Here is a 25394-nt window from a genome sequence, read left to right on the forward strand (position 1 = left end):
ATCAGTCCTGCGTATCGCTGCAGCGACTCACCAGGGCGTCGATCCTGCTTTTGCACTGGTCCATGGCATGGGCGTGGCCCTGGCTCAGCTCGACCTGGCGCTGGCATAGATTCAGCGCGGCCAGCACCAGCAGGCGGTCGCCGATCAATGTCGGATGGCTGCGCTTGGTCTGCGCCAGCGTGCGCTCGAGCATGCCGAACGCCTGACGCAGCGCCTGCTGTTCGCCGGGCGGTGCTTTCACTGAATATTCGTTGCCCAGGATCGAGAAGACCTCAACCCCGTCGTCAAGGTTCATACCGCCGCCGCGGTAGCACGCTCGACCAGTGCTTGAATACGCGCCGTGGTTGCGCCCTGCTTTTCTTCCTGTTCCAGCAGACTGAGCTGCAGCGTGTCGTTGTCATCCTTGGCCTGGGCCAGCTCGCCGGCCAGCTGGGCATTGCGTTCGGCCAGTTCCCGGTTGTGCTTGACCAGGTCGTTTACCAGGCTTTCCAATTGATTCAGGGATGCTTCCAACATTTGCTATTTCCAACACTTTGTCAGGGGCGCGAACGATAAAGAAAAAACCTCGCCCGGGCCAGCTTTGATAGGACCCCGATGGACCCCCAAATCGCTGTTCGGTTCGTCCCGTTCATCGGTCTTCATCGCTTGAGCGTTCGCGATGACGCGCATCACCTGCGGCAATTTGTCCCCTTCAGACTTTTTACATTCGACCGATAAGCCGTGCAGCCCTTTCTTGTGTCGCACGGACGCGCCCTACCTTTCGGTAACCTCACATGTCTTTACGCAACATGAACATCGCCCCGCGCGCGCTGCTCGGTTTCTCCCTCATCGGCGTGCTGATGATCGTGCTCGGGGTGTTTTCCCTGGTCCAGATGAGCCACATCCGCGCCGCCGGCCAGAACATCGAGAACAACACCGTACCCAGCATCACCAGCCTGGACGAGCTGACCCAGCTGACGCTGCGCCTGCGTGTGCTGTCGTACCGCTTGTTGCTCAATCGCGAAGCCGACATCCAGCAGAAAACCGTGCAGCTGTTCGACCAGCGCAACGAGCAGATCAACCAGGCCCAGGCCCGTTACGAGAAAATGATCTCCAATGACGAAGAGCAGGCGGCCTACGATGACTACAAGCGTTTGCTGGGCCAGTATCGCCAGCTCGAAGCTCGCATGAAGAGCTTTTCGGCCAACGGTCAGGTGGAAGAGCTGCGGACCATGCTCAACAGCGACATGCTGAGCAATTCCGAGCAGGTCAATGCCGTGCTCGAGAAACTGGTCAAGATCAACAATGTGCAAACCCGCGAGATCAATCAGCAAGCCGAGGATGAATACCGCTCGGCGTTCACCTGGGTGGTGGGCATGCTGATCGTGGCGACCCTGCTGACGTTCCTGTTTGCCTGGCTGTTGACCCGCAGCATCGTCAGGCCGATCGACCAGGCACTGGTGGCGGCCGAGGCAATTGCCGAAGGCAACCTGACCCGGCCGATCCATGCCGAGGGGCGCGACGAAGCCGCGCGGTTGCTGCTGGCCATGCAGAAGATGCAGGGCAAGCTGCGCGATACCCTGCAGCGCATTTCCGGTTCGGCGACCCAATTGGCATCGGCTGCCGAGGAACTCAACAGCGTCACCGACGAAGGTGCTCGCGGCCTGACTCAACAGAACAACGAGATCGAACAGGCCGCCACTGCAGTCAACGAGATGACCAGTGCGGTCGAAGAAGTGGCACGCAACGCCGTGAGCACCTCCGAGGCGTCCAAGGACGCGACCACGTCGGCCAGCGATGGCCGTGACCTGGTCATGGAAACCGTCAGCGCCATCGAACGCATGAGCGGCGACGTGCAGAGCACCGCCGAGCTGATTGGCAACCTGGCAACCGAGTCGCGCGACATCGGCAAGGTGCTGGACGTGATTCGTGGCCTGGCCGACCAGACCAACCTGCTGGCGCTCAACGCAGCCATCGAGGCGGCACGTGCTGGGGAGGCAGGCCGCGGGTTTGCCGTGGTGGCCGACGAGGTCCGCGCGCTGGCGCACCGCACCCAGCAGTCGACCAGCGAGATCGAGCGCATGATCGGCAGCATCCAGGGTGGCACCGAGCAAGCCGTGGACTCGATGCGCAACAGCACCGAGCGCGCCGAGTCGACCCTCAACATCGCCAAGGGTGCCGGCATGGCGCTGGAGACGATCAATGGCGCCATCGTGCAGATCAACGAACGCAACCTGGTGATTGCCAGCGCTGCCGAAGAGCAGGCCCAGGTGGCGCGCGAAGTGGACCGCAACCTGGTGAACATTCGCGACCTGTCGGTGCAGACCGCTGCAGGTTCGGCGCAGACCACGGCGGCCAGCGGCGAACTGGCGCGCCTGGCAGTGGATCTGAATGGGCTGGTGGCGCGCTTCAAGGTGTAAGCACCAGGCGCCTTCACGCGTTCACTCATAGACACCGCGCGCACCGCCGACGCGGCTCGCGCCGCTGCTACAGAAATACCGCAATGCCTCGTCGTCCCGCCTCGACGCAGTCGTTCAAATGCACCGCAATACCTCGTAGCAGCGGCGCAAGCCGCGTCCCGCCTCGACGCAGTCGTTCAGAAACACCGCGACCCCCTGTAGCAGCGGCGCAAGCCGCGTCCGGCCGCGACGCAGGCGTTCAGATGCACCGCAATACCTTGTAGCAGCGGCGCAAGCCGCGTCCCGCCTCGACGCAGTCGTTCAGAAACACCGCGACCCCCTGTAGCAGCGGCGCAAGCCGCGTCTGGCCTCGATGCAGTCGTCCGAAACCACGACTGACATCGCAATCGCACATCAGAACTCGATGCGCACATCTCCCTTCGGCACGCTGCAGCAGGACAGGATGTAGCCCTCGGCTTCGTCATCCTCGGTGATGCCGCCGTTGTGCTCCATCTCCACCTCGCCTCCCAGCTTGAGCACCTTGCAGGTGCCACAGATGCCCATGCCGCAGGCCTTGGGAATCATCATCCCGAGCTTGGAAGCCGCTGCGTGCACGGTTTCGCCCGGCGCCACGCGGATGCTCTTGCCGCTGGCGGTGAACTCCACCAGGTGCAGTTCCGAGACGTCCACTTCCGGCGCATCGGCGGCCTGCTCGGCCTGTTCCACGGCGTCGGCGCGCGCCTCGGGCGGCGTGGCGCCGAACGATTCCTCGTGGTAACGGGTCATGTCGAAGCCGGCGGCTTCCAGCAGGCGCTTGACCGCAGTCATGTACGGGGTCGGCCCGCAGCAATACACCTCGCGCTCCATGAAGTCGGGCGCGATCAATTCCAGCAGCTTGTGGTTCAGGTAGCCACGGTAGCCCGACCACGGCTCACCCAGCCCATGCTTCTCGCAGATGATGTGCAGGCTGAAGTTGTCGACCCGCGAGGCCATGTGCTCCAGTTCGCGGTGGTAGATGATGTCCTTGGGCGAACGCGCACTGTGCACGAAAACCATGTCGACGTTGGCGTTGGTGTCGTAGAACCAGCGCGCCATCGACATCACCGGCGTGATACCGACCCCACCGCTGAGATAGAGAATCTTCGGTGCCGGAAAGTCGATGGCATTGAATAGCCCGACCGGGCCATGTACCGCCAGCTCCTGGCCCTCGTGCAGGGTATCGTGCAACCAGTTCGAAACGCGCCCGCCCGGCACTCGCTTGATGGTGATGGAAAAGCTGTACGGCACCGACGGCGCGCTGGAGATGGTGTACGAGCGCATCACCGGCTGGCCTTCGATTTCCAGTTCCAGGGTCACGAACTGGCCTGGCTTGAAAAAGAACAGAATGGGCTGGTCGGCCATGAAGCAGAAGGTGCGCACGTCCCAGGTTTCCTGGATCACCTTGACGCAACGAACGATGTGGCGCCCATTGGCCCAGGTCTGGGTATTGACGGGCATCAGGAAGGGGTTGGACATGCTGGTCTCCAAGGTCGACTGCCGACTGTGCGTGCAGCGATTCTGCGGGTGCACCGCCACCGCCACATTCCCATCCGCGACATCCACATGCTCATGGCGACCAGCCCCATGCCGCCTAGCCTGCAGCGTCGGGAATGGATTTGGCCATGTCGCCCATGGATAAGGTTCATGGCGCGCCGAGTCGCACACTCCACCGCATCTGAACGCAGTTTCAGCCGCCTTGCGTCGACAACCGTAACAGCCACTTTTTTCGCGGCCACACTGCCTGGCCATGAGGATGAACACGATGGATGCCACCACTACCCTGAGTCTGGGCGATCCGCTGGAACCCGCACGCAAGGCAACCGCCCAGATGCTGCAGGAACGCGAGCGTACCTTCTCGCTGCCGCAGCCGTTCTACAACGACGAACGCCTGTTCCAGATCGACATGCAGGAGATCTTCAACAAGGAATGGCTGATCGCCGGCATGACATGCGAGATCCCGGCCAAGGGCAACTACCTCACCCTGCAGATCGGCAGCAATCCGATCCTCGTGGTGCGCGGGGCCGAAGGGGTGGTGCATGCCTTTCACAACGTCTGCCGCCATCGCGGTTCGCGACTGTGCACCAAGGAAAAAGGCAAGGTGGCCAAGCTGGTCTGCCATTACCACCAGTGGACCTACGAGCTGGATGGCCGCCTGCTGTTCGCCGGCACCGAGATGGGCGCCGACTTCGACATGAAGCAGTACGGCCTCAAGCCCGTGCATGTGAAAACGTCAGGCGGCTACATTTTCATCAGCCTGGCGGAGAACCCGCCTGCGATCGACAATTTCCTCAGTACGCTGAACCATTACATGGAACCGTACGACATGGAAAACACCAAGGTCGCGGTGCAGACCGATCTGCTGGAAAAGGCCAACTGGAAACTGGTGCTGGAGAACAACCGCGAGTGCTACCACTGCGGCGGCGCCCACCCCGAATTGCTCAAGACCCTGCTGGAATGGGACGACGTCACCGACCCCCGCGCCGACCAGGCCTTCAAGGACCATGTGGCCGCCTCGGCTGCCGCCTGGGATGCCGAAAAGATCCCCTACGCCCACGCCAGCCACGGCCTGCGCAACCGCATCGTGCGCATGCCGCTGCTCAAGGGCACGCTGTCGATGACGCTGGACGGCCAGGTCGGCTGCAAGAAACTGATGGGGCGCATCAAGAATCCGGACCTGGGTTCGATGCGCATCCTGCACCTGCCGCATTCCTGGAACCACTGCATGGGTGACCACATCATCGTGTTCACGGTGTGGCCGATCAGCGCGCAGGAAACGGTGGTCACCACCAAGTGGCTGGTGCACAAGGACGCCGTGGAAGGCGTGGACTACGACGTCGCGCGGATGCGCCAGGTGTGGGACGCGACCAACGACCAGGATCGCCGCCTGGCCGAGGAAAACCAGCGGGGCATCAACTCCACCGCCTACCAGCCGGGGCCGTACTCCAAGACCTACGAGTTCGGCGTCGTGAACTTCATCGACTGGTACAGCGAGCGGCTGCTGAGCAACCTGGGGGCGGAGCCTGCGGCGTATCTCAAGGGCGTGGCAGTGCACGAGTAACAGGCGAGCTCGGGATACATCCTGAAAAGATGCAATCTGGCGTTTGCCTGCCCAGGCATTCTATGGTCGCTGCCCAACAATAAAAGGGCGGCACCATGTCCTCCACTCCCGGCTTGCCATACGTTGCGGGCATCGATGGCCTGCGCGCGATCGCGGTACTTGCAGTCATCGTTTTCCATGTCGATTTCCTGCGCTTTCTGCCAGGAGGCTTCACCGGCGTAGACATGTTCTTCGTCATTTCCGGCTACGTGATCAGCCGCTCCCTGGCGCAAACGAGCGGCCTGCCGCTGCGCACCTTCCTGCTGGGGTTCTACCAACGACGCCTGCTGCGCATTCTTCCGGCGTTATTGCTTGTGCTCACCGCCAGTGTACTGATGTCGGCGCTGATCGTTCCCCCGGTATGGCTCAGCAGCCAGAACGAAGACACCGGCCTGGCCGCATTCGTGGGGCTGAGCAACCTGGTTCTGGCCTGGCAGACCGACACCTATTTCTCACCGAAAGCCGAGTTCAACCCGTACCTGCACACCTGGTCGCTGGGCGTGGAAGAACAGTTCTATCTGCTATTGCCCACGGTCTTCCTGCTCTGGCTGCGCTACCGCGAAAACAGCGTGATCGCGCGCTGCCTGCTGCCTGCCTTGACCCTAGCCTCGCTGGCCTGGTGCGCGGTGCAGACCCACGCCGCACCCTTGTCGGCGTTCTATCTGCTGCCCAGCCGTTTCTGGGAACTGGCCGCTGGTGCATTGCTGTTCCAGGCCATTGGCCAAGGCCGCCTGACTCGCCTGCAACCGTGGCATCGACAGGCGATGCTGGTGGCCGGGCTGGCGTTGCTGGCGGCAGGCTTCATCCTGACGCCGGCTGCACGCTTCCCGTACCCATGGGCGCTAGTCCCGGTGCTGGGCACGGTGTTGCTGATCGCCGCCGTGGTGCTCGGCAGCGATCGACCCGCTGGCCCGTTGCTGACGGTCTTGCAATGGCCAGCCCTGACGTACGTGGGGCGCCTGTCATATTCGCTGTACCTGTGGCACTGGCCCGTAGCGGTATTCCTGCGCTGGACCATTGGCCTGGAAGCATTGTGGATCCAGCTGGCCTACCCGTTGCTGGTGTTCGGCCTGGCAGCGGCGTCCTACCACTGGGTCGAAATGCCAGTGCGCCGTGGCGGCACGCGGTGGCATCGCCGTGCGGGGCTGTCGATGTGCGGTGGGCTGAGTGCCATGGGGCTGTGCGCCGGGATTGCGGCGTGGACAATCCACTCCACCGAGCGTTTATCGCTGAGTACCGTGGCCGATAGCTACACCTGGCATGCCTACAGACACTACCCTCGGGAGCCGATCGAAAAGATCGACCAGCCGGGCCTGCACGGGCGCCAGCTTTTCGTGCTGGGCGACTCACACACCGCCGCCTACCGCACGATGCTCAACATCGTCTCGCTGCGATTGGGCATCGACGTGGTGGAATACGAACGCGGCGGCTGCGCGGTGGTCAGCCTGCTGGATGCCGATCCGCCCGCCTGCGCGACTTGGCAGAGCAGTGCGTTGGCCGATATTCAGGCACGCGCCAAGCCAGGCGATGTGGTGTTCCTAGCGTCCCTGCGCATGCCGGAGCTGGCGGGCCGCGATTGGCAGCAGGGCGAGGACGCAATCTTCGAACAAGCACGCGGCGAGCGCACTGTGCAACACGCCCAAGCGGCCCGCCAGGCCGCCGACGCCGTGCTCGAACCGCTGCAGGCGGCGGGCTTGACCGTACTGATCGACGCACCGTCGCCGGTCTTCAAGGCCCCGGCGAACCGTTGCTCGGATCCATTCAACCGAATGAATCCGATCTGCACGCCCGGACTGAGCGTGGAACACGACCGGATAGTGCAGCTACGTGCGCCGCAGATGCATCTGCTGACGATACTGACCCGCGAATACCCGGCGCTGAACGTCTGGGATCCGTTGCCGATCCTTTGCCCGGGCAACACCTGCTCGGCCTACGACTCGAACGAAACACCACTCTTCGCCGATGCCGACCACCTGAGCGGCCACGGCAACCGTGTGCTCGAACCCTCTTTCACAGCGCTTTTGATACACCTCTACGCACCCCTGCGAACGCGATGACGCACCCGGCACGGCAAGCCGAACGCGGCCTGCATCGCCGCTACAGTTGTGCGCAGCGTTGATACCGTGGGTGTTCATGGCTGGCTGCCGGGCGATCAGAGATAAAGAGGGAAATCTATCCGAGCAAGGCAGGACAGCATGTCGCCCCTTCGAAGCATCTCCGATCAACTCGCCATCCATGCCCGCACCCCGGCACTGGTGGTGTCCGACCCCCGTGGCCTGGCCGTACGTACCATCGGTTATTACCGACGCGAAGCCGACGTCCCTGCCGAGCCCCGGGTCAGTGCCCAATGGCATGACCACGCAGGCCGTCCTGTCAGCCAGTGGGATCCGCGTCAGTTCGAGCATTTCCAGAGCGGTGTGAGCGAGACGCCGAATCAAGCAACGGTGTTCAGCTTCTCGGGTACACCGTTGTTGCAGCGCAATGCGGATTCTGGCTGGAAAGCGATGTTGCTCGACGCCCAAGGCTCCAACCGGGAAAGCTGGGACAGCAAAGGCATCCACACCACGCTGAATTATGACCGACACGCCAGGTTGATATCGGTTGCCAAACGCGATGCCGAGGGCCGGCAACGCGTCACGCAACGCGTCGATTACGCAGCGGTCGACAGCGAGCACGCTGCTCGCAATCTGTGCGGCACGAGCTATCGGCATGACGATGACGCGGGCAGCAGAATCGCCCATGGGTTTGACATCAACGGCGAAGCGATCAGCTATACGCAGCGTTTTCTGGACGCAGAGGTGCTACCCGACTGGCCCGTGTCCCTGGCGGAACGCGATGCCTTGCTAGAGCCTGGGCCGGGTTATCGCACCTCCTATACCCACGATGCCACCGGCATGCTTGTCACCCACAGAGACGCCTTGGGTAATGTGCAACATTTTGGCCATGACATCAGTGGTCTGGAGGCTACCAGCCGGCTGGTGACCGCCGAAGGGCTGAACTGTGAACTGCTGTCGGCGTTGAGTCATGATGCAGGCGGGCGGATCGTTTCGCAAACGATAGGCAATGGCGTGACAAGCCGCGCCGAGTTCGACCCCATCGACCAACAGCTACTCAGGGCAACGTCCGTAAGCGCCGACGCGGTCGTGCTTCAGGATTTGCACTACCTGTATGATCCAGCCGGCAACATCATCAAGGTCAGCGATCAATCTCAACCCACCAAATACCACGCCAATCGTCGCATCGAAGCGGTCAACGAATATCGCTATGACTCGTTTTGCCAACTGATCGAAGCTACCGGTCGCGAAGCTGCAAATGCGGGCGGCGAAGGCCCATCACTGCCGCCGTTGCTGGCAATGCCTCAGGATCCTTCCTTGCTGCTCAACTACCGGCAGAACATGGAGTATGACCGGGCGGGCAACCTGACAGAGCTTCGCCACGTCAATGGGCAACGGAACCGAACACTCAGAATGGCGGTGGCAAGTGCCAGCAACAGATCGCTGCCCGAGCGCAATGGGCAACTCCCCGATGAAGGCCAGTTGACCGATGGCTTCGATGCCAATGGAAACTCCCGCGAACTGCTGCCCGGGCAGGTAATGACATGGGATGAATACAACCAGCTGCAGCGCGTGGCACCGGTGCAGCGCGACGATGAAGAAGACGACTATGAGCGCTACATCTACGACGCTGCGGGAAGTCGTTTGCGCAAGATATCCCATGCCCAACAGCGCAGCGGCGCACGTCGATGTGAGGTCCGCTACCTACCGGGGCTGGAAATTCGGACGGACAGCCGCAGCGGTGAGCGCTTGCATGTCATCGTTGCGCAAGCGGGTAAGAACGGCGTCCGTCTGCTGCATTGGGCACATGGCAAACCCGAGGGTTTGCCTAATGATCAACTGCGTTTCACCCTGAGCAACCATTTGCGCTCAGCCACGTTGGAGTTGGGCAGCGACGGCCAGTTATTGAGCCGGGAAGAATACTATCCGTTCGGGGGCACCGCCTGCTGGGCCGGTCGCAGTGCACTGCAAGCCAAGTACAAAACCATCCGCTACTCCGGCAAGGAACGTGACGCCACCGGTCTTTACTATTACGGCTTGCGCTACTACGCACCCTGGCAGATCCGATGGATCAATCCGGATCCGGCGGGCGATATCGACGGTCTGAACCTTTATGCGATGGTAGGCAACAATCCTATCACCATGGTGGACGGTGATGGGCGCGCCAAAACAAAGCATGACACCCTTGAAAGCATGATTGAAGCGGGCCCTACAGACGAATACCTGGCGGGGCAGCCGTATTGGGGAACCGGTTCCGAGAGCGAGCGACGCCGTAAATATGAGAACTGGAAAGGCCATTGCAAGACCTGGTTCAATCGCACCAGGCAGAGCCGCGCGCAGGTACTGCTTTCGGCCTACGAAATCTCTGAAACCAATAGCAAGGGTGTGATCCAGGCACTGAAAAATATGGAAAGCACTACTGAGCTGGCGAAGTCGGTCGGACTTCGAGGGGCGACTATCGTTGTTTCCAACTTGAGCTCTACAGCCACAGGAACAGCCATTGGCACAGCCGTCGGGGCGATGGCATTGGGCCCGGCGGGGGCTCTGGCCGGTGCTGGCATAGGCATGGTGCTCGGTAAGCTGGCCAGTGTCGCCTCGGAAAAGGCAATGGAAAAAGCCGGCAATACCGCCACTCTGCATCTGCGTACTGGAACTCTGAGTGCTTCATCGATCATTCATGACGCGAAGATTCGCAAGAACGGTCTGGTGGGTAAGTTCTACTATAAATCTCGCACTTACGTACCCGACAATCCCAAGAATGCCCTGAACCTCGGCACTGAAGTCGCCAAAACCGCAGGTTCCAAAGCCGCAGGGCCAGCGGGCGTCGCCGTCAAGATCGGCGTCGATGCAATCAAGGCTGGCTATGAACTGTATAAAACCCAACAAGACAAAGACCCGGCGAAGCTCGAACTTTTGGAAACCAGCGCGGACGGTGCGTTCGCCGAGCTCTATAGGCGGACGCTACAGATAGCAAAGATGTACAACGCGACCGAGGCTGACGATAAACTCACTGGGCTGACCAATAGCACGTTCACTGGAAAAAGCATGACGTTGGGTGGCCTGGTCGCGCAATTCAGTACGGCTGTTGACCATCTGCAAGCGGCTGCCGGTGCCACCAGCGCATTCCGCCAGCGGCATCAAGTCGACGTGCTTGGCTTGTAGCGACGCGCGCATCAAAGCCGCACCACCCCCTCCTCGATCAACGCCTTGAGCACCGCCTGAGCGCCCTCTTCGGCGCTCAGGCCCTTGAGCACCTGCCCTCCTCCGCCACTGGCCTTGGCCGTGGCGGCCTTCATGCGATCCGCGCCGCTCTTGGCCTTGATCACCTTCAGGCGTTTGGGCCGGGGCTTGGCCGGTTGCAGCTCGGCGCTGTCGAACAGTTCGTCGTTGATCACCTCCACCTCATCCACCGGCAGCCGTCCGCGCTGCGCCGGGCCGTAGGCGCTCTGCCGAGGCTTGGGTGCGGCATTGTCGACGGTGGCCAGCAACGGCAGTCGCACCTTGAGGCGCCGTCTTTGGCCTCGGGGCAAGGCCTGCAGCACCTGAGCCACGCCGTTGTCGATGGACTCGACCTCGGCCAGGCCAACGATCAACGGCCAGCCGAGTTTTTCCGCCAGCAGAAAGGGCAACATGCCCGAGCCTTCGCCGGTTTCGGCCTGGGTACCGGTGAGCACCACGTGCGCACCGGCCGCTTGCAGGTAGTCGCACAGGGCCGGCAAGGCATCGGCGCCTTGTGGCTGTTCAAGCACGTGCAACTGCTGCAGGCCCATGCCCAGATACGCGCGCAAGGCGGGCTCGGCGACATCGCCGGCGTGCAGTACCTGCAGGTCATCTCCGGCCAGTTGCAGGCCCAGCTCCACGGCGCGTGAATCCTGGTCTGCGCGCCGGGGGCGGCCGGACGTCGGGTGGGCGCCGATGGAAACGAGGGTGATGACCTTGGTGTTCATGGCTGTGTCTCTCTCATCGTGGCGCCCATCAGGCGGCATCGCGCTTGGCTTGGTTGCGATAGGCCTGGATGGCGTCGATCAAGGCGTGCATGATCGCCTGCCCGTCGCCGATCACCGACAGGTCGGCACGCTTGACCATGTCGCAGTTGGCGTCGAGGTTGATGGCAATGACCTTGTCGCAACCACCGATGCCCTGCAAGTGCTGGATGGCACCGGAAATGCCCACCGCCACGTAGACCCGCGCGGTCACCCAGGTACCACTGGCGCCGACCTGACGGTCGCGCAGCATGAAACCATCGTCCACCGCCACCCGCGAGGCACCTTCGGTCGCACCCAAGGCCTGGGCCGTCCGGTGGAACAGTTCCCAGTCCTTGACCCCATTGCCCCCCGAGAATATGAATTCCGATTCGGCCATGGGCACGGCCGCCGGGTCGACTGCTACCGCCCCGAGGTCTTCGATGCGCGGCAGGCTGCGCGCCGTGGCTGCGGACAACGCCACCGGCAGCGCTTCGTGACGAGTCTCGTCCACCGGTTCGGCGCACTCGGCGGCCGCCAGGATCAAGCGCGGCAGCGGTCGGGCAATGTCCTGCTGGCCGGCACCGGCACGGCTGATGCACTGGCCGTCCTTGACCTGCCACACACGTGTGGCGGGACGTTCACCCTGGCAAGCGGCAAAACGCCGACCCAGCTCGCCACCGCCGGTACGGCTGTCGGGCAGCAGCCAATGGCGTGGGCTGAACTGATTATCCACCGCGCGCAGGCCGTGGATTCGCTGTTCCGGCGCATAACCTTCGAATTCGCCGCCCTGCAGAATCAACAGCCGGTCGACGCCTGCGCTATCGAAAGCGTGTTCCTTGTGTTCGCCGAAGACGATGGCCAATACCGCGCCACCCCCTGCTGCCAGGCGATGAGCCAGGCCCAGCACGTCGCGGTCGTGGCTGCTCAGGCGGCCGCCGACCATGTCCGGCACCACGGCGATGTAGAATTGGGGCACCTCCACCTGGTGCAAGGGCAGCTTGACTTCCACGGCTGCCGAACGCTTGCTCGCGCCGCCCTGCTGGGCGCCGCTGCGGTCGATGCGCTTGATCCCGTTGGCGCCGATGAAACCGATGCCGTGGGGGTTCTTGCGCATGACGCCATTGGGCCCCATCCACGCACTCGCCTGAGGCTGCAGGGCACTGTGCAAGGGATGAAGGCGGTTGCGGGCGATCCATTCGGCCCGCGGATCACGACGGATGAGGTCACTCATCAATGCACCTCCTCGACAACTTCACGTTTGGCCGGTGCGGGCCTGGCGGGGGCAACACTGTCCTCGACCAGCGCCTCGGCGACCAGTTCGGCGATGTCCTTGACCAACGGCCGCGGTTCCACCACGCCTTCTAGCATGGCGGTGCACTGCGGGCAGCCCACGGCCACGACTTCGGCCTGGGTTTCGCGGATGTCTTCCATGCGCATGTCGGGAATGCGCTGCTTGCCGGGTATGTCGGTGATCGGCGCGCCGCCACCGCCACCGCAACAGCGGGAACGGAAACCCGAGCGCTGCATTTCCTTGACCTCGATACCCAGCGCCTTGAGCACATCGCGCGGGGCCTGGTACTCGCCGTTGTAGCGGCCCAGGTAGCACGGGTCGTGGTAGGTCACGCTGCCGCCCTTGTGCTGTCCCAGATGGAGCTGGCCGGCGGTGACCAGTTCGGCCATGAAGGTGCTGTGGTGCAGCACCTGATAGTTGCCGCCCAGCGCACCGTACTCGTTCTTCAACACATGGAAGCTGTGGGGGTCGCAGGTGACGATGCGCTTGAAGCCGTACTTGGCGAGGGTGCCGATATTGCGCTTGGCCAGCAGCTGGAAGGTGGCCTCGTCGCCCAGTCGCCGCGCCACGTCTCCGCTATCGCGCTCTTCCAGGCCGAGCACGGCGAAATCGACCTTGGCCGCTTTCAGCACTTTGACGAAGGCGCGCAAGGTGCGTTGGTTGCGCATGTCGAAGGCGCCGTCCCCAACCCAGAACAGCACGTCGATGGTTTTGCGCTCGCTCAACAATGGCAGGTTCAGGTCGGCGGCCCAGTTCATCCGGCCACCGGGATTGAAACCGCCGGGGTTGTCGGTGGCGATCAGGTTGTCCAGCACTTCGGCGCCCTTGTTGGGCGTGGCACCTTTTTCCAGGGTCAGGTGGCGGCGCATGTCGACGATGGCGTCGACGTGCTCGATCATCATCGGACACTCTTCCACGCAGGCGCGGCAGGTGGTGCACGACCACAGGGTGTCGGCATCGACCAGGCCATTGACGATGGGCTGGTGCGGGTTACCCGCGTGTTCGCCAATCGCCTTGCCGGGATAGGGGCTGCCGGCGAAGTTCGCATCGGTGCCACCGGCCAGGCCTACGACCATGTCCTGAATGAGCTTCTTCGGGTTCAGCGGTTGACCGGCGGCGAACGCCGGGCACGCGGCTTCACATTTGCCGCACTGCACGCAGGCATCGAAGCCCAGCAGCTGGTTCCAGGTGAAGTCCTTGGGTTTTTCCACGCCCAGCGGCGCAGTGGGGTCGTTCAGGTCCAACGGCTTCAGGCCGGTGGAGCGACCACCGCCAAAGCGTTCGGCGCGGCGGTGCCAGGCCAGGTGCAAGGCGCCAGCGAAAGCGTGCTTCATCGGCCCGCCCCAGGTCAGTCCGAGAAACAGTTCCGACACGCCCCACAGCACGCCGATGCCCAGCACCGCAGCCAGTACCCAACCGCCGAAATTCATCGGCAAGATACCGGCCACCGGCAAGGTGGCGATAAAGAAGGTGGCCGAGAACATCAGCAGGCTTTTCGGCAGGCGCATCCACGGGCCCTTGGACAAGCGCGCGGGCGGGTTGCGGCGGCGGGCGTAGACGAAGCAGGCACCGACGAACATCAGCGCGGTGGCGAACAGCAGCGCATAGCCAAGCATGCGATTGTGCAGGCCGAAGCCATGGACCAGCACCGCCAGCACCGCCGCCAGCACCGCGCCACCGGCCGTGGCAACATGGGTGTTGGCGATGTACTTGTCGCGCGCGACCACATGGTGCAGGTCGACCATGTAGCGCTTGGGCATGGCCAGCAGGCCGCCCAGCAGGTCGACCTGAGATGGCCGACCGCGGCGCCACATATTGATTCGCCGCACGGCGCCCAGAACAGCCAAGGCGAGGGCGGCGAACAGCAGGATGGGAAGCAGTGTATTGAGCATGGTGAAGCCTCTGTGGACCCTCGTAGGAGCGGTCATCGGCCGCGAAACGGTCACTGCGCTGTATCAGGTACACCGCAGTGATCCCTTCGCGGCCGATGACCGCTCCTACGGGAGCAGGGTCAAAAATCCTTGCACAGGCGCAGCGCGTCGTAGATCGCCGCGTGTGTGTTGCGCTGGGCCACGCAGTCGCCGATACGAAACAGCAGATAGTCGTCGCCCGAGGTACTCAACGACGGCTGCGGCTGGATCGCGAACAAGGCGTCGATGTCCATCTGGCCCTTGTTGCGCGACCCCTGCTTGAGCGCGTAGTAGAGCTGTTCGTCGGGACGCACGCCGTTCTCCACCACCACCTGGTCGACCACGCGTTCTTCCTTGGCGCCGGTGTATTCGTTCTCCAGCACGGCCACCAGCTTGTCGCCTTCGCGGTAGACCTTGTCCAGCATCATGTCGCCGGTCATGATCACTTCCTTGGGGTACATGCTGCGGTAGTAGGTGGGGAACGACGTACCGCCGATGGCCACGCCCGGCTTGATGTCGTCGGTGACGATCTCCACCTGGCTGCCCTTGTCGGCGAGGAAGTCGGCCACCGACATGCCGGTGAACTCGCAGATGGTGTCGTACACCAGCACGTTCTTGCCCGGTGCGACCTTGCCGTCGAGCACGTCCCAGCTGCTGACCACCAGGCCCTCTTCGGCGCCCCAGTGCTCGTTCTGTTCCAGAAACGGGTGGCCACCCACCGCCAGCACGACGATGTCCGGGCGCAGGTCCATGATGGTATCGGCATCGGCAGCCGTGCCCAGGCGCAGGTCGACCTTCAGGCGCGCCAGTTCCAGCTGGAACCAGCGGGTAATGCCAGCGATCTGGTCACGCTGCGGCGCCTTGGACGCAGTGGTGATCTGCCCACCGATGAAGTCCTTCTTCTCGAACAACGTCACGTCGTGGCCACGCTCGGCCGCCACGCGCGCGGCCTCCATGCCGGCAGGCCCTGCGCCGACCACCACCACCTTGCGCTTCACGCCGGTGGACTTTTCGATGATGTGCGGCACGCCCATGTATTCACGCGACGTGGCCGCGTTCTGAATGCACAGCACGTCCAGCCCCTGGTACTGCCGATCGATGCAGTAGTTGGCGCCCACGCATTGCTTGATCTGGTCGATCTGGCCCATCTTGATCTTGGCGATCAGGTGCGGGTCGGCGATGTGCGCCCGGGTCATGCCGACCATGTCGACGTAGCCGCCTTCCAGAATACGCGTCGCCTGGTTCGGATCCTTGATGTTCTGCGCGTGCAGCACCGGGATGTTCACCACCTCCTTGATCCCTGCCGCCAGGTGCAGGAACGGCTCGGGCGGGTAGCTCATGTTGGGAATGACGTTGGCCAGGGTGTTGTGGGTGTCGCAACCCGAGCCCACCACGCCGAGGAAATCGAGCATGCCGGTGTCGCAGTAGTACTTGGCGATTTCCTTCATGTCCTCGTGGCTGAGGCCATCGGGATGGAATTCGTCGCCGCAGATGCGCAGCCCTACGCAGAAGTCGTCGCCGACTTCCTTGCGCACGGCCTTGATCACCTCCATGCCGAAGCGCATGCGGTTCTCGAAGCTGCCGCCCCACTCGTCGGTGCGCTTGTTGACCCGCGGGCTCCAGAACTGGTCGATCATGTGCTGGTGCACCGCCGACAGCTCGACGCCGTCCAGGCCGCCGGCCTTGGCGCGGGCCGCAGCGCTGGCGTAGTTGCCGATCACGCGCCAGATCTCTTCGGGCTCGATGGTCTTGCAGGTCGCGCGGTGCACCGGCTCGCGGATGCCCGAGGGCGACATCAGGGTCGGCCAGTGCTCGCCGTCCCACCGCGAGCGACGGCCCATGTGGGTGATCTGGATCATGATCTTGGCCCCATGCTTGTGCATGGCGTCGGCCAGGTTCTGGAAATGCGGAATGATCTTGTCGGTGGCCAGGTTGACCGATTTCCACCAGCCCTGGGGGCTGTCGATGGCCACGCTGGAGGAACCGCCGCAGATGGCCAGGCCTATTCCACCCTTGGCTTTCTCTTCGTAGTATTTCACGTAACGATCGGTGGTCATGCCGCCGTCGGTGGCGTAGACCTCGGCGTGCGCGGTACTGAGCACGCGGTTGCGGATCGTCAGCTTGCCGATCTGGATCGGCTGGAACATCGCTTCGAAAGCCATGACGGTTGATTCCTCGACTTACAACGGTTTCACGGTGAAGAGGCCATCTTCGTGGCCTTCTTCGGAGCCGCCGTACACTTGCTCGGCGACGGTACGAATGCTGCTGCCGCGAGCGGCGAGAATCTGGTCCATGGCGCCGGCGAACCAGCCGGTGAACATGTAGTCGACCTTGCGTCCGACCTTGCCGTACACGTAGACGAAGGCGGAATGCTCCAGCTTGACGCTACAGGTGCCCTGGTCCAGGTCGATGTCCTGGATCTTGAACAGGCCCCAGCCGCGCTGCGACAGACGCTTCATGTAGTGCTCGAACACCGCGACGCCTTCCAGGCCATGGCACTCGGCTTCCTTCTCGCACCAGTGCCAGGCGGATTTGTAGCCCGCCTTGTAGAGAATCTCGGCGTAGGCATCGGCGCCCAGCACCTCTTCGATGCCCATGTGGTTGTTGACGAAGAAGTGACGCGGCACGTACAGCATCGGCAGGGCGTCGGAGGTCCAGATACCGGTTTCGCTGTCGACTTCGATGGGCAGTTGCGGGGCGATCTTGGCCATGGTGAGTGATCTCCGATAAACATGATTCGAGCAAGCAACGCACAATCGCTTTGCTCGTAGATAGACAGTTGTGTGAATGCCTTTGGAGCCGTAGCGAGCACGTCGAGAGCAAGGAAGGACCGGAGCGAAAGGCGAGACAGTACCGAGGTACGGCGAGCTTTTCGCGAGGACCTGACGCAGCTATCGGCGAGCGCAGTAGGCTCCAGAGGTATTCACTCGCCCCAGACGTCCTTGAGGACATTGACCCAGTTCTCGCCCATGATCTTGCGCACCACGCGTTCGCTGTGGCCGCGCTTGAGCAGGGTTTCGGTCAGGTTGGGGAACTCGCCCACGGTGCGGATGCCCAGCGGATTGATGATCTTGCCGAAGCTGGTCAGGCGGCGGGCGTAGCCCTTGTCGTGGGTCAGGTATTCGAAGAAGTCCTGGCCGTGGCCCTGGGTGAAGTCGGTGCCGATGCCGATGGCGTCTTCACCGACGATGTTCATGGTGTATTCGATGGCTTCGGCGTAGTCGTCGATGGTCGAATCGATACCCTTGGCCAGGAAAGGCGCGAACATGGTCACGCCGACGAAGCCACCATGGTCGGCGATGAATTTCAGCTCTTCATCGGACTTGTTGCGCGGGTGCTCCTTGAGGCCCGACGGCAGGCAATGGGAGTAGCACACCGGCTTTTTCGACTCGAGGATGACTTCTTCGCTGGTCTTGGAGCCGACGTGGGACAGGTCGCACATCACGCCGACGCGGTTCATCTCGGCAACGATCTCGCGGCCGAATCCGGACAGGCCGCCGTCGCGCTCGTAGCAGCCGGTACCGACCAGGTTCTGGGTGTTGTAGCACATCTGCACGATGCCCACGCCCAGCTGCTTGAACACTTCCACGTAGCCGATCTGGTCTTCGTAGGCGTGGGCATTCTGGAAGCCGAAGAGGATGCCGGTCTTGCCGGTTTCCTTGGCTTTGCGGATGTCGGCGGTGCTGCGCACGGGCATCACCAGGTCGCTGTTCTCGCGCATCAGCTTCTGGCTCTTGCAGATGCTGTCGATGGTGGCCTGGAAACCTTCCCACACCGACACCGTGCAGTTGGCCATGGTCAGACCGCCCTTGCGCATGTCCTCGAACAGTTCGCGGTTCCATTTGGCAATGATCAGCCCGTCGATGACGATGCTGTCGGCGTGCAGTTCGGCTGGGCTCATCGGGCAGTCCCCATCAGGCAAGTCAGGCGCCGAATCGTATGTCGGCGCTTCATGGAGCCAGCATATGCCTGCGCGACAGGGCGACCGGATGCAAAAACGACAGGGGAATTGCCGAAAGCGTCAACGCACGATGCAAAAGATGACCACCCACCTTGCAGGGGAGACCTGCTTGGTCGTGCCACTGCATGAAATAAACCGCCTGGCATCGCTGCGCCCCTATGCTTTCCAGCGCCCCTGAGACAGAATCAGCGGCAATTGTCCTGCTCAACGGGTTAGGTAGATCCTCATGAGATTCACGCTGCTGATGCTTGCCCTGCTGTCCTTCGCCGCCCAGGCAGAAGAGTCCGACGGCCCCACCCCGTGCGATAACGTCGAAACCGATCAGCAGAGCTACGATTGCTCGGCCTACAACCGCAAGACATCGGAAACCGAGATGAGCGAGTCGTACACCGACCTGCTCGACCGCATCAACTCCCAGTTCCCCAAAGGCTCGCCCGAACTCAAGGCGTTCACCGACAGGCTCAAGACCGCCCAGGACCTGTGGGCCAAGTCGCGCGATGCCGATTGCGACGTGTACACGGTCAATGCCGGCAAAGGCACCAAGGCCTATGACATTGCCCAGAACGATTGTCGCGCGCAGAAAAGCGACGAGCGTTCCGAATTTCTGCAATCGGTGGGCCTGGAGTGAGCGTGAAAATAGTCGGGGTCGAGATCAAGGGCAGCGAAGCGATCTTTGCAGTGGTGGAATTCGACGGTGCCGACTTGGCGCATCTTCCCACTTCCCTCAAGAAGATCGCGCTGGAAGACGATGATATCGCGGCGAACGTGCGGCAGTTTCGCGAACAGGTGGCCGCTTTCGTCGGCGACAACGGGTTGAAGATGCTTGCCATCAAGAAGCGTGGCAAGAAAGGCGAATTCGCCGGCGGGCCGACCACTTTCAAGATCGAAGGCGTGCTGCAGCTGCTCGAAGGCTGCGAGGCAGTGCTGGTGTCGCCGCAGACCATCAGCGCCCAGGCCAAGAAGCTGGCCGAGCTGCCAGGCAGCTTGAACAAATACCAGCACGAAGCCTACAAGGCTGCCTGCGCGGTATTGCTCAAGGCGCGCTGAAACGGTCAACAGTCGTCTTTCATTCCTCCTCGTTTACCCGGCAGTCCAAGCCGATGTCGGTCGGATTGCTGGGGTCCTGCGCCACGAACGCACGCGTCTTGTGCTCGGCATCCGCCAGGCTGTCGGCCTCCACGGGCAGATCAACCAGGGTGTTGTTCCAGGCGTCGTCGGCCTGGTTGTCGATGACCCGGCAGTCGTACCACGCCGCCGCTGCCGGCCCGGCCAATGCCAGAAGAGCCACTGCCAGAATTGGCGCACCCATGACTTGCTTGCTCATCTCTATGATTCCTCTATCGCTGAATGAGCGCGCAGGTTAGCGGCCGCCTGCCGTGCCAGAACGGTACATATGCATTGGCCCTACCGGCGCCTTCGCGGCCACAGACCGCTCCTACGACACGCACACATTCCATTCGCAGGAGCGGCCAGTGGCCCAGGCGGCAGAGGAATCACAGTCCTTCCGCAGAAGCGGCCAGTGGCTCAGGCGGCAGAGGAATCACAGTCCTTCCGCAGGAGCGGCCAGTGGCTCAGGCGGCAGAGGGATCACAGTCCTTCCGTAGGAGCGGCCAGTGGCCGCGAAGGCAGAGGGATCACAGTCCTTCCGTAGGAGCGGCCAGTGGCCGCGAAGGCGTCGGCACGGCCGCTGCATGGTGAACGACCTACCCCGACTCGCGCCCGCGCCGATCTTCCCGCGGGCAGCGGGCAAAGCGCGCCCGATAGCTGCGGGTGAAATACGACGGCGAGTCGAAACCGCAGGCAATGCTCACCTCCAGCACGCTCATCTGGGTCTGGCGCAGCAGCTGCCGGGCTTTTTCCAGGCGCAGGCGCAAGTAGAAGTTGCTCGGGGTGTCGTTCAGATGCAGACGGAACAAGCGCTCCAGCTGGCGGCGAGTGACCTTGGCCAGGTCGGCCAGCTGCAAGGTGCTCAGCGGCGGTTCGGTGTGCTGTTCCATCTCGCCGATCACCTGCACCAGCTTTTTGTTGCTGAGGCCGTAGCGTGAAGCGATTTCCATGCGCTGGTGGTCCTTGCGCGGGCGAATGCGCCCCACCACGAACTGCTCGGACACCTGGATGGCCAGCGGGCTGCCATGGGCCTGGCCGATCAGATCGAGCATCAGATCGATGCAGGCAGTACCGCCGGCGCAGGTGATGCGCAGGCTGTCGGTCTCGAACAGCTCCTGGCTGGCGCTGAGCGCGGGGTAGGATTCGCGAAAAGCATCCAAGGCCTCCCAGTGCAGCGCCACGCGGTGGCGCTCGAGCAAGCCCGCCTCGGCCAGGACGAAACTGCCGGTGTCGATACCACCCAGGGTCACGCCCTCACGATCCAGACGCCGCAGCCAATCGCGCAGCGTTGCATCAAAGGCTGCCAGCGGCTCGAAGCCAGCCACCACCAACAACGTCACGCCCTTGGCCAGCGGCCCGAGTCCCCCATCGGCATTCACCGACATGCCGTTGCTGGCCAGTACCGCGCCGCCGTCCAGGCTCAGCACCTGCCACCGGTACAGCTCGCCGCGAAAGCGGTTGGCCACGCGCAGAGGCTCGATCGCCGAGATGAAGCCGATTGCGGAAAATCCGGGCAGCAACAGGAAATTGAAGTCTTGGGCCATGGTGTGCTCTGTGAATTCTGCGGTCAGCGATCCCACAGCGCGATCCTGTGGAAGCGGGGCGGGCGGCGAGCCCTCTGCCCACGAAGAGGGCCTCTGTGAAACACCACTAATACCCACCACGTCGCCACTGTGCAAGAGCCGGTCGCCGCAGTGCGTTTTTTCCGCCAACGGCCTGCGTACCTTATGCAAACGGCGCGCAGACGCCGCCCCCATAACAATTCGAACTGCCGCCTGAGGGAGCCATCATGAACAGATTGATCAGCTGCTGCCTGCTGATGCTTACCGGTACCGCGCTGCTGACCGGCACGGCCAGCGCCGCGGAACCGGCCAGTTGCAAGAACGTGCGCCTGGGCGTGGTCAACTGGACCGACGTGATCGCCACCAGCGCCATGACCCAGGTGCTGCTCGACGACCTGGGCTACAGCGTCAAACAGACCAGCGCGTCCCAGCAGATCATCTTCGCCGGTATCCGCGACCAGCGCCTGGATATGTTTCTGGGTTACTGGAACCCGTTGATGACCCAGACCATCACTCCCTTCGTGGAACAGAAGCAGGTCCGCGTGCTGGCCGAGCCCAGCTTGAAGGACGCCCGCGCCACGTTGGCCGTGCCGACCTACCTGGCCGACAAAGGCCTGAAAAGCTTCGCCGACATTGCCAAATTCAAGAAGGAACTGGGCGGCAAGATCTACGGTATCGAACCGGGGTCGGGCGCCAACACGCAGATCAAGGACATGATTGCCAAGAACCGCTTCGGCCTGGGCGACTTTCAACTTGTCGAGTCCAGTGAAGCCGGCATGCTCTCGGCGGTGACGCGCGCGGTGAAGCGCAACGAGGCCATCGTGTTCTTCGGGTGGGCGCCGCACCCGATGAACGTCAATCAGGACATGACCTACCTGAGCGGCAGTGAAGATGCCCTGGGCCCGAACGAAGGCATGGCCACGGTGTGGACAGTGACCGCGCCGGACTACGCCAGCCGCTGCCCGAACGTGGACAAACTGCTGGGCAACCTGACCTTCACGGCCGCCGACGAGAGCCGAATGATGCAGCCGCTGCTGGAGCACAAGGACGCCTTCGACTCGGCACGGCAATGGCTCAAGGACCACCCTCAGGACCGCCAGCGCTGGCTGCAAGGCGTCACCACCTTCGACGGCAAACCCGCCGCTTGAACGCACCCCTGTAGCAGCGCCGCCTGTGGCAGCGGGTTCTGTGGGAGCAGGTTCTGTGGGAGCGGGTTCTACCCGCGAATGGTTCACCACGGTAGATGAACAAGACCGCGCTGCATCAGCCACACCGCAGATACCGCCAACGCGGCTCGCGCCGCTGCTACAGAACAGCGCGTTTCCCTTGTACGTCCGGGAACAACCGCGCTGCATCAGTTACACCGCAATACCGCCGACGCGGCTCGCGCCGNCAACAACCGCGTTACATCAGACACACACCTCAAGGAACCCTGCAATGAACCACGACGTCATCATCACCTGCGCTTTGACCGGTGCTGGCGACACCACCGCGAAAAGCCCGCATGTTCCGGTCACGCCGAAACAGATCGCCGCCGCCGCCGTAGAGGCAGCCAAGGCGGGCGCCACGGTCGTGCACTGCCATGTCCGCGACCCACATACCGGCCGCTTCAGCCGCGACGTGGCGCTGTACCGGGAAGTCATGGAGCGCATTCGCGAGGCCGACATCGACATCATCGTCAACCTCACCGCCGGCATGGGTGGCGACCTCGAGATCGGCCCTGGGGAAACGCCGATGGCGTTCGGCCCCGGCACCGACCTGATCGGCCCGCTGGCACGCCTGGCTCACGTCGAAGCGTTGCTGCCGGAGATCTGCACCCTGGATTGCGGCACCCTCAATTTCGGCGACGGCAACAGCATCTACGTGTCCACCCCCGCGCAATTGCGTGCCGGTGCCAAACGCATCACCGAGCTGGGCGTGAAGGCCGAGCTGGAAATCTTCGACACCGGCCACCTGTGGTTCGCCAAGCAGATGATCAAGGAAGGCTTGCTGCACGATCCGCTGTTCCAGTTGTGCCTGGGCATTCCATGGGGTGCGCCGGCCGATACCACCACCATGAAGGCCATGGTCGACAACTTGCCGGCAGACGCGGTGTGGGCCGGCTTCGGCATCGGTCGCATGCAGATGCCCATGGCCGCGCAGGCGGTGCTGCTGGGCGGCAACGTGCGGGTCGGGCTGGAAGACAACATCTGGCTGGAGAAAGGCGTGTTGGCCACCAACGGTCAATTGGTCGAACGCGCCGGCGAGATCCTTACCCGGCTGGGCGCCCGGGTGCTGACACCGGCCGAAGGGCGGAAAAAGATGAACCTCGTCAGCCGCTGATTTTTCTGGTGCTCTCCAGGCCTCTTCGCGGGTAGCAGCTTCGCCGCCCGCCCCGCTCCACAAGGTTCTCCATGTGCCACAGATCCAGTCTGCGCCGCTACTCCCTGTGGGAGCGGGTTCTGCCCGCGAAAAGGCCGGCACAGACCCTGGAAATCCAAAGAAAGGAACACCCATGACCTACATCACCCACATAAAAACCTTCGCCGCCCTGGGCAGCGGTGTCATCGGCAGCGGCTGGGTCGCCCGCGCCCTGGCCCATGGCCTGGACGTGGTGGCCTGGGACCCTGCGCCCGGCGCCGAAGCCGCCTTGCGCCAACGCGTCGCCAACGCCTGGCCGGCCCTGGTCAAGCAAGGCCTGGCGGCGGGTGCAGCGCAGTCGCGGCTGCGCTTTGTCACCACCGTCGAGGACTGTGTGCGCGACGCCGACTTCATCCAGGAAAGCGCGCCAGAACGGCTGGAACTGAAACTGGACCTGCACGCCCGAATCAGCGCCGCCGCCAAGCCCGACGCCTTGATTGGTTCCAGCACGTCAGGGCTGCTGCCCAGCGAATTCTATGAAGGCGCCACACACCCGGAACGCTGCGTGGTCGGCCATCCGTTCAATCCGGTCTACCTGCTGCCGCTGGTGGAAGTGGTCGGCGGCCGGCACACCGCTCCCGAGGCGATCCAGGCGGCCATCGCCGTGTACGAGAGCCTGGGCATGCGCCCGTTGCACGTGCGCAAGGAGGTGCCCGGTTTCATTGCCGATCGCCTGCTCGAGGCCTTGTGGCGCGAAGCCTTGCACCTGGTCAACGACGGCGTGGCCACCACGGGCGAGATCGACGACGCCATTCGCTTTGGCGCCGGTTTGCGCTGGTCGTTCATGGGCACGTTTCTGACCTACACCCTGGCGGGCGGCGACGCCGGCATGCGGCACTTCATGAACCAGTTCGGCCCGGCGCTGAAGTTGCCCTGGACCTACCTGCCGGCGCCGGAGCTGACCGATTCGCTGATCGACGAGGTGGTCGCGGGCACCTCGGCGCAGCTGGGCGAACACAGCATCGGCGCCCTGGAGCGCTATCGCGATGATTGCCTGCTGGCGGTGCTGGACGCAGTACGGGTGACCAAGGCCCGGCACGGCATGAGCTTCGCCGAATGATCACCTACCAGACGCCGGTGCTCGCGGAGTGGGTGGACTACAACGGGCATCTGCGCGATGCGTTCTATCTGCTGATCTTCAGCTACGCCACCGATGCGTTCATGCTGCGGATCGGAGTGGATCCGCAGCGTGACGGGCGCTCGCTGTTCACGCTGGAATGTCACCTCAACTATCTGCATGAAGTGAAACAAGGGGCGCAGGTTCAGGTGCGTACGCGGGTGCTGGCCCATGACCACAAACGGGTGCAGGTGTACCACACGCTGCACCTGCAAGGCGCGGACGAGGTGCTGGCCGCCAGCGAGCAGATGCTCTTGCATGTGGATCTGAAGGGGCCGAAGTCGGCGCTGTTCGGGGTGCCTTCATTGGCCGTGCTGGCCGAGGCTTTCGAAGCGCAGCGACAACAGCCCGAGGCGGAGTACGCAGGGCGACGGATTGCGTTGCCTGGCTGAATACCACGCCGCGCCCTTCGCGGCCACGGACCGCTCCTACGGGGTTTCTGGTGCCTCGTAGGAGCGGTCATCGGCCGCGAAAGCCGCACTGCGCTCTGCCTGATACATCGCATCGCGCCCC

21 protein-coding genes and 1 pseudogene are annotated in these 25394 nt (G+C 63.1%); 11 read left to right on the forward strand and 11 right to left on the reverse strand.

Features of this window, described 5'->3' with window-relative positions:
* Nucleotide 1: 1 nt before the first annotated feature.
* Both IFT44_RS17895 and IFT44_RS17900 read right to left on the reverse strand, forming a co-directional pair.
* Nucleotides 2-295, reverse strand: a complete 294-nt coding sequence (locus IFT44_RS17895; protein WP_122479777.1) for a cell division protein ZapA — start codon at nucleotides 293-295, stop codon at nucleotides 2-4.
* Nucleotides 292-516 carry a hypothetical protein gene (locus IFT44_RS17900; protein WP_192103211.1) on the reverse strand — a complete coding sequence of 75 codons (225 nt, stop codon included), beginning with the start codon at nucleotides 514-516 and terminating at the stop codon, nucleotides 292-294. The genes IFT44_RS17895 and IFT44_RS17900 overlap by 4 nt, the downstream gene beginning before the upstream one ends.
* Nucleotides 517-788: 272 nt before the next feature.
* Here IFT44_RS17900 and IFT44_RS21425 point away from each other — a divergent pair.
* Nucleotides 789-1544 (forward strand): annotated as a pseudogene (locus tag IFT44_RS21425) (MCP four helix bundle domain-containing protein); the annotation flags it as partial.
* On the forward strand, nucleotides 1536-2399 hold the full coding sequence (locus IFT44_RS21430; RefSeq protein WP_446730963.1) for a methyl-accepting chemotaxis protein: 864 nt from the start codon (nucleotides 1536-1538) through the stop codon (nucleotides 2397-2399). The pseudogene IFT44_RS21425 and the gene IFT44_RS21430, both read left to right, overlap by 9 nt.
* Before the next feature lie 393 nt (nucleotides 2400-2792).
* Here the strand turns inward: IFT44_RS21430 and gbcB are convergent, their stop codons facing one another.
* The gene (gene gbcB, locus IFT44_RS17910; RefSeq protein ID WP_122480122.1) at nucleotides 2793-3893 is read right to left on the reverse strand and encodes a glycine-betaine demethylase subunit GbcB; all 1101 of its coding nucleotides are present in this window, start codon (nucleotides 3891-3893) and stop codon (nucleotides 2793-2795) included.
* A 286-nt stretch (nucleotides 3894-4179) separates the two neighbouring features.
* Here gbcB and gbcA point away from each other — a divergent pair, with 286 nt between their 5' ends.
* From gbcA to IFT44_RS17925, 3 genes are all read left to right on the forward strand, one after another.
* Entirely contained in the window at nucleotides 4180-5475 is a 1296-nt protein-coding gene (gene gbcA / locus IFT44_RS17915) for a glycine-betaine demethylase subunit GbcA (RefSeq protein WP_122480123.1), read from the forward strand.
* Between the two features lie 95 nt (nucleotides 5476-5570).
* On the forward strand, nucleotides 5571-7571 hold the full coding sequence (locus IFT44_RS17920) for an acyltransferase family protein (RefSeq protein ID WP_192103210.1): 2001 nt from the start codon (nucleotides 5571-5573) through the stop codon (nucleotides 7569-7571).
* Nucleotides 7572-7709: 138 nt separating this feature from the next.
* Entirely contained in the window at nucleotides 7710-10730 is a 3021-nt protein-coding gene (locus tag IFT44_RS17925) for an RHS repeat domain-containing protein (protein WP_192176337.1), read from the forward strand.
* Nucleotides 10731-10741: 11 nt separating this feature from the next.
* Here the strand turns inward: IFT44_RS17925 and etfB are convergent, their stop codons facing one another.
* The 6 genes from etfB to IFT44_RS17955 form a co-directional block, all read right to left on the reverse strand.
* Entirely contained in the window at nucleotides 10742-11515 is a 774-nt protein-coding gene (gene etfB / locus IFT44_RS17930; protein WP_192054985.1) for an electron transfer flavoprotein subunit beta, read from the reverse strand.
* 28 nt (nucleotides 11516-11543) lie between these two features.
* Nucleotides 11544-12764, reverse strand: a complete 1221-nt coding sequence (gene etfA / locus IFT44_RS17935; RefSeq protein WP_192176338.1) for an electron transfer flavoprotein subunit alpha — start codon at nucleotides 12762-12764, stop codon at nucleotides 11544-11546.
* Nucleotides 12764-14716, reverse strand: coding sequence for a dimethylglycine demethylation protein DgcB (gene dgcB / locus IFT44_RS17940; RefSeq protein WP_192176339.1), 1953 nt, complete (start codon nucleotides 14714-14716; stop codon nucleotides 12764-12766). The genes etfA and dgcB overlap by 1 nt, the downstream gene beginning before the upstream one ends.
* Nucleotides 14717-14835: 119 nt before the next feature.
* On the reverse strand, nucleotides 14836-16896 hold the full coding sequence (gene dgcA, locus IFT44_RS17945; RefSeq protein WP_185794768.1) for a dimethylglycine demethylation protein DgcA: 2061 nt from the start codon (nucleotides 16894-16896) through the stop codon (nucleotides 14836-14838).
* 18 nt (nucleotides 16897-16914) lie between these two features.
* Complete coding sequence (locus IFT44_RS17950; RefSeq protein WP_122479786.1) at nucleotides 16915-17445, reverse strand: DUF5943 domain-containing protein; 531 nt, start codon at nucleotides 17443-17445, stop codon at nucleotides 16915-16917.
* Between the two features lie 212 nt (nucleotides 17446-17657).
* Nucleotides 17658-18635: a dipeptidase gene (locus IFT44_RS17955; protein ID WP_122479787.1), complete on the reverse strand. Its 978-nt coding sequence runs from the start codon at nucleotides 18633-18635 to the stop codon at nucleotides 17658-17660.
* A 286-nt stretch (nucleotides 18636-18921) separates the two neighbouring features.
* Between IFT44_RS17955 and IFT44_RS17960 the strand changes: the two genes are divergently transcribed.
* Both IFT44_RS17960 and IFT44_RS17965 read left to right on the forward strand, forming a co-directional pair.
* Nucleotides 18922-19323, forward strand: coding sequence for a lysozyme inhibitor LprI family protein (locus tag IFT44_RS17960; protein WP_122479788.1), 402 nt, complete (start codon nucleotides 18922-18924; stop codon nucleotides 19321-19323).
* Between the two features lie 2 nt (nucleotides 19324-19325).
* Nucleotides 19326-19742: a DUF3010 family protein gene (locus IFT44_RS17965; RefSeq protein ID WP_192176340.1), complete on the forward strand. Its 417-nt coding sequence runs from the start codon at nucleotides 19326-19328 to the stop codon at nucleotides 19740-19742.
* 19 nt (nucleotides 19743-19761) lie between these two features.
* Here IFT44_RS17965 and IFT44_RS17970 read toward each other — a convergent pair whose 3' ends face one another.
* Together IFT44_RS17970 and IFT44_RS17975 are read right to left on the reverse strand one after the other, a co-directional pair.
* On the reverse strand, nucleotides 19762-20019 hold the full coding sequence (locus tag IFT44_RS17970) for a hypothetical protein (RefSeq protein ID WP_122479790.1): 258 nt from the start codon (nucleotides 20017-20019) through the stop codon (nucleotides 19762-19764).
* A gap of 379 nt (nucleotides 20020-20398) precedes the next feature.
* Nucleotides 20399-21346 carry a GlxA family transcriptional regulator gene (locus tag IFT44_RS17975; RefSeq protein WP_192176341.1) on the reverse strand — a complete coding sequence of 316 codons (948 nt, stop codon included), beginning with the start codon at nucleotides 21344-21346 and terminating at the stop codon, nucleotides 20399-20401.
* A 245-nt stretch (nucleotides 21347-21591) separates the two neighbouring features.
* On the opposite strand from IFT44_RS17975, the gene choX reads away from it, so the two are divergent.
* The 4 genes from choX to IFT44_RS17995 all read left to right on the forward strand — a co-directional run bounded on the left by choX (nucleotide 21592) and on the right by IFT44_RS17995 (nucleotide 25273).
* Nucleotides 21592-22512 carry a choline ABC transporter substrate-binding protein gene (gene choX, locus IFT44_RS17980; RefSeq protein ID WP_185794763.1) on the forward strand — a complete coding sequence of 307 codons (921 nt, stop codon included), beginning with the start codon at nucleotides 21592-21594 and terminating at the stop codon, nucleotides 22510-22512.
* 289 nt (nucleotides 22513-22801) lie between these two features.
* Nucleotides 22802-23686 (forward strand): 3-keto-5-aminohexanoate cleavage protein, encoded by an 885-nt coding sequence (locus IFT44_RS17985; RefSeq protein ID WP_122479793.1) that lies wholly within the window; start codon nucleotides 22802-22804, stop codon nucleotides 23684-23686.
* Nucleotides 23687-23858: 172 nt separating this feature from the next.
* On the forward strand, nucleotides 23859-24824 hold the full coding sequence (locus tag IFT44_RS17990) for an L-carnitine dehydrogenase (protein WP_122479794.1): 966 nt from the start codon (nucleotides 23859-23861) through the stop codon (nucleotides 24822-24824).
* The gene (locus IFT44_RS17995; RefSeq protein ID WP_185794761.1) at nucleotides 24821-25273 is read left to right on the forward strand and encodes a thioesterase family protein; all 453 of its coding nucleotides are present in this window, start codon (nucleotides 24821-24823) and stop codon (nucleotides 25271-25273) included. Before IFT44_RS17990 ends, IFT44_RS17995 begins: the two co-directional genes overlap by 4 nt.
* Nucleotides 25274-25394 lie beyond the last annotated feature (121 nt).

The organism is Pseudomonas sp. CFBP 13710, from assembly GCF_014842235.1.
GTDB classification, from domain to species: domain Bacteria; phylum Pseudomonadota; class Gammaproteobacteria; order Pseudomonadales; family Pseudomonadaceae; genus Aquipseudomonas; species Aquipseudomonas baltica.

What these genes read in the sequence shown, in the direction of transcription:
- IFT44_RS21430 (WP_446730963.1), top strand. Translation starts at nt 1,536, where the DNA reads ATGCAGGGCAAGCTGCGCGATACCCTGCAGCGCATTTCCGGTTCGGCG.
- IFT44_RS17920 (WP_192103210.1), top strand. Translation starts at nt 5,571, where the DNA reads ATGTCCTCCACTCCCGGCTTGCCATACGTTGCGGGCATCGATGGCCTG.
- dgcA (WP_185794768.1), bottom strand. Translation starts at nt 16,896, where the DNA reads ATGGCTTTCGAAGCGATGTTCCAGCCGATCCAGATCGGCAAGCTGACG.
- etfA (WP_192176338.1), bottom strand. Translation starts at nt 12,764, where the DNA reads ATGAGTGACCTCATCCGTCGTGATCCGCGGGCCGAATGGATCGCCCGC.
- IFT44_RS17990 (WP_122479794.1), top strand. Translation starts at nt 23,859, where the DNA reads ATGACCTACATCACCCACATAAAAACCTTCGCCGCCCTGGGCAGCGGT.
- choX (WP_185794763.1), top strand. Translation starts at nt 21,592, where the DNA reads ATGAACAGATTGATCAGCTGCTGCCTGCTGATGCTTACCGGTACCGCG.
- IFT44_RS17895 (WP_122479777.1), bottom strand. Translation starts at nt 295, where the DNA reads ATGAACCTTGACGACGGGGTTGAGGTCTTCTCGATCCTGGGCAACGAA.
- gbcA (WP_122480123.1), top strand. Translation starts at nt 4,180, where the DNA reads ATGGATGCCACCACTACCCTGAGTCTGGGCGATCCGCTGGAACCCGCA.
- etfB (WP_192054985.1), bottom strand. Translation starts at nt 11,515, where the DNA reads ATGAACACCAAGGTCATCACCCTCGTTTCCATCGGCGCCCACCCGACG.
- IFT44_RS17925 (WP_192176337.1), top strand. Translation starts at nt 7,710, where the DNA reads ATGTCGCCCCTTCGAAGCATCTCCGATCAACTCGCCATCCATGCCCGC.
- IFT44_RS17975 (WP_192176341.1), bottom strand. Translation starts at nt 21,346, where the DNA reads ATGGCCCAAGACTTCAATTTCCTGTTGCTGCCCGGATTTTCCGCAATC.
- IFT44_RS17985 (WP_122479793.1), top strand. Translation starts at nt 22,802, where the DNA reads ATGAACCACGACGTCATCATCACCTGCGCTTTGACCGGTGCTGGCGAC.
- dgcB (WP_192176339.1), bottom strand. Translation starts at nt 14,716, where the DNA reads ATGCTCAATACACTGCTTCCCATCCTGCTGTTCGCCGCCCTCGCCTTG.
- IFT44_RS17970 (WP_122479790.1), bottom strand. Translation starts at nt 20,019, where the DNA reads ATGAGCAAGCAAGTCATGGGTGCGCCAATTCTGGCAGTGGCTCTTCTG.
- IFT44_RS17955 (WP_122479787.1), bottom strand. Translation starts at nt 18,635, where the DNA reads ATGAGCCCAGCCGAACTGCACGCCGACAGCATCGTCATCGACGGGCTG.
- gbcB (WP_122480122.1), bottom strand. Translation starts at nt 3,893, where the DNA reads ATGTCCAACCCCTTCCTGATGCCCGTCAATACCCAGACCTGGGCCAAT.
- IFT44_RS17950 (WP_122479786.1), bottom strand. Translation starts at nt 17,445, where the DNA reads ATGGCCAAGATCGCCCCGCAACTGCCCATCGAAGTCGACAGCGAAACC.
- IFT44_RS17900 (WP_192103211.1), bottom strand. Translation starts at nt 516, where the DNA reads ATGTTGGAAGCATCCCTGAATCAATTGGAAAGCCTGGTAAACGACCTG.
- IFT44_RS17995 (WP_185794761.1), top strand. Translation starts at nt 24,821, where the DNA reads ATGATCACCTACCAGACGCCGGTGCTCGCGGAGTGGGTGGACTACAAC.
- IFT44_RS17960 (WP_122479788.1), top strand. Translation starts at nt 18,922, where the DNA reads ATGAGATTCACGCTGCTGATGCTTGCCCTGCTGTCCTTCGCCGCCCAG.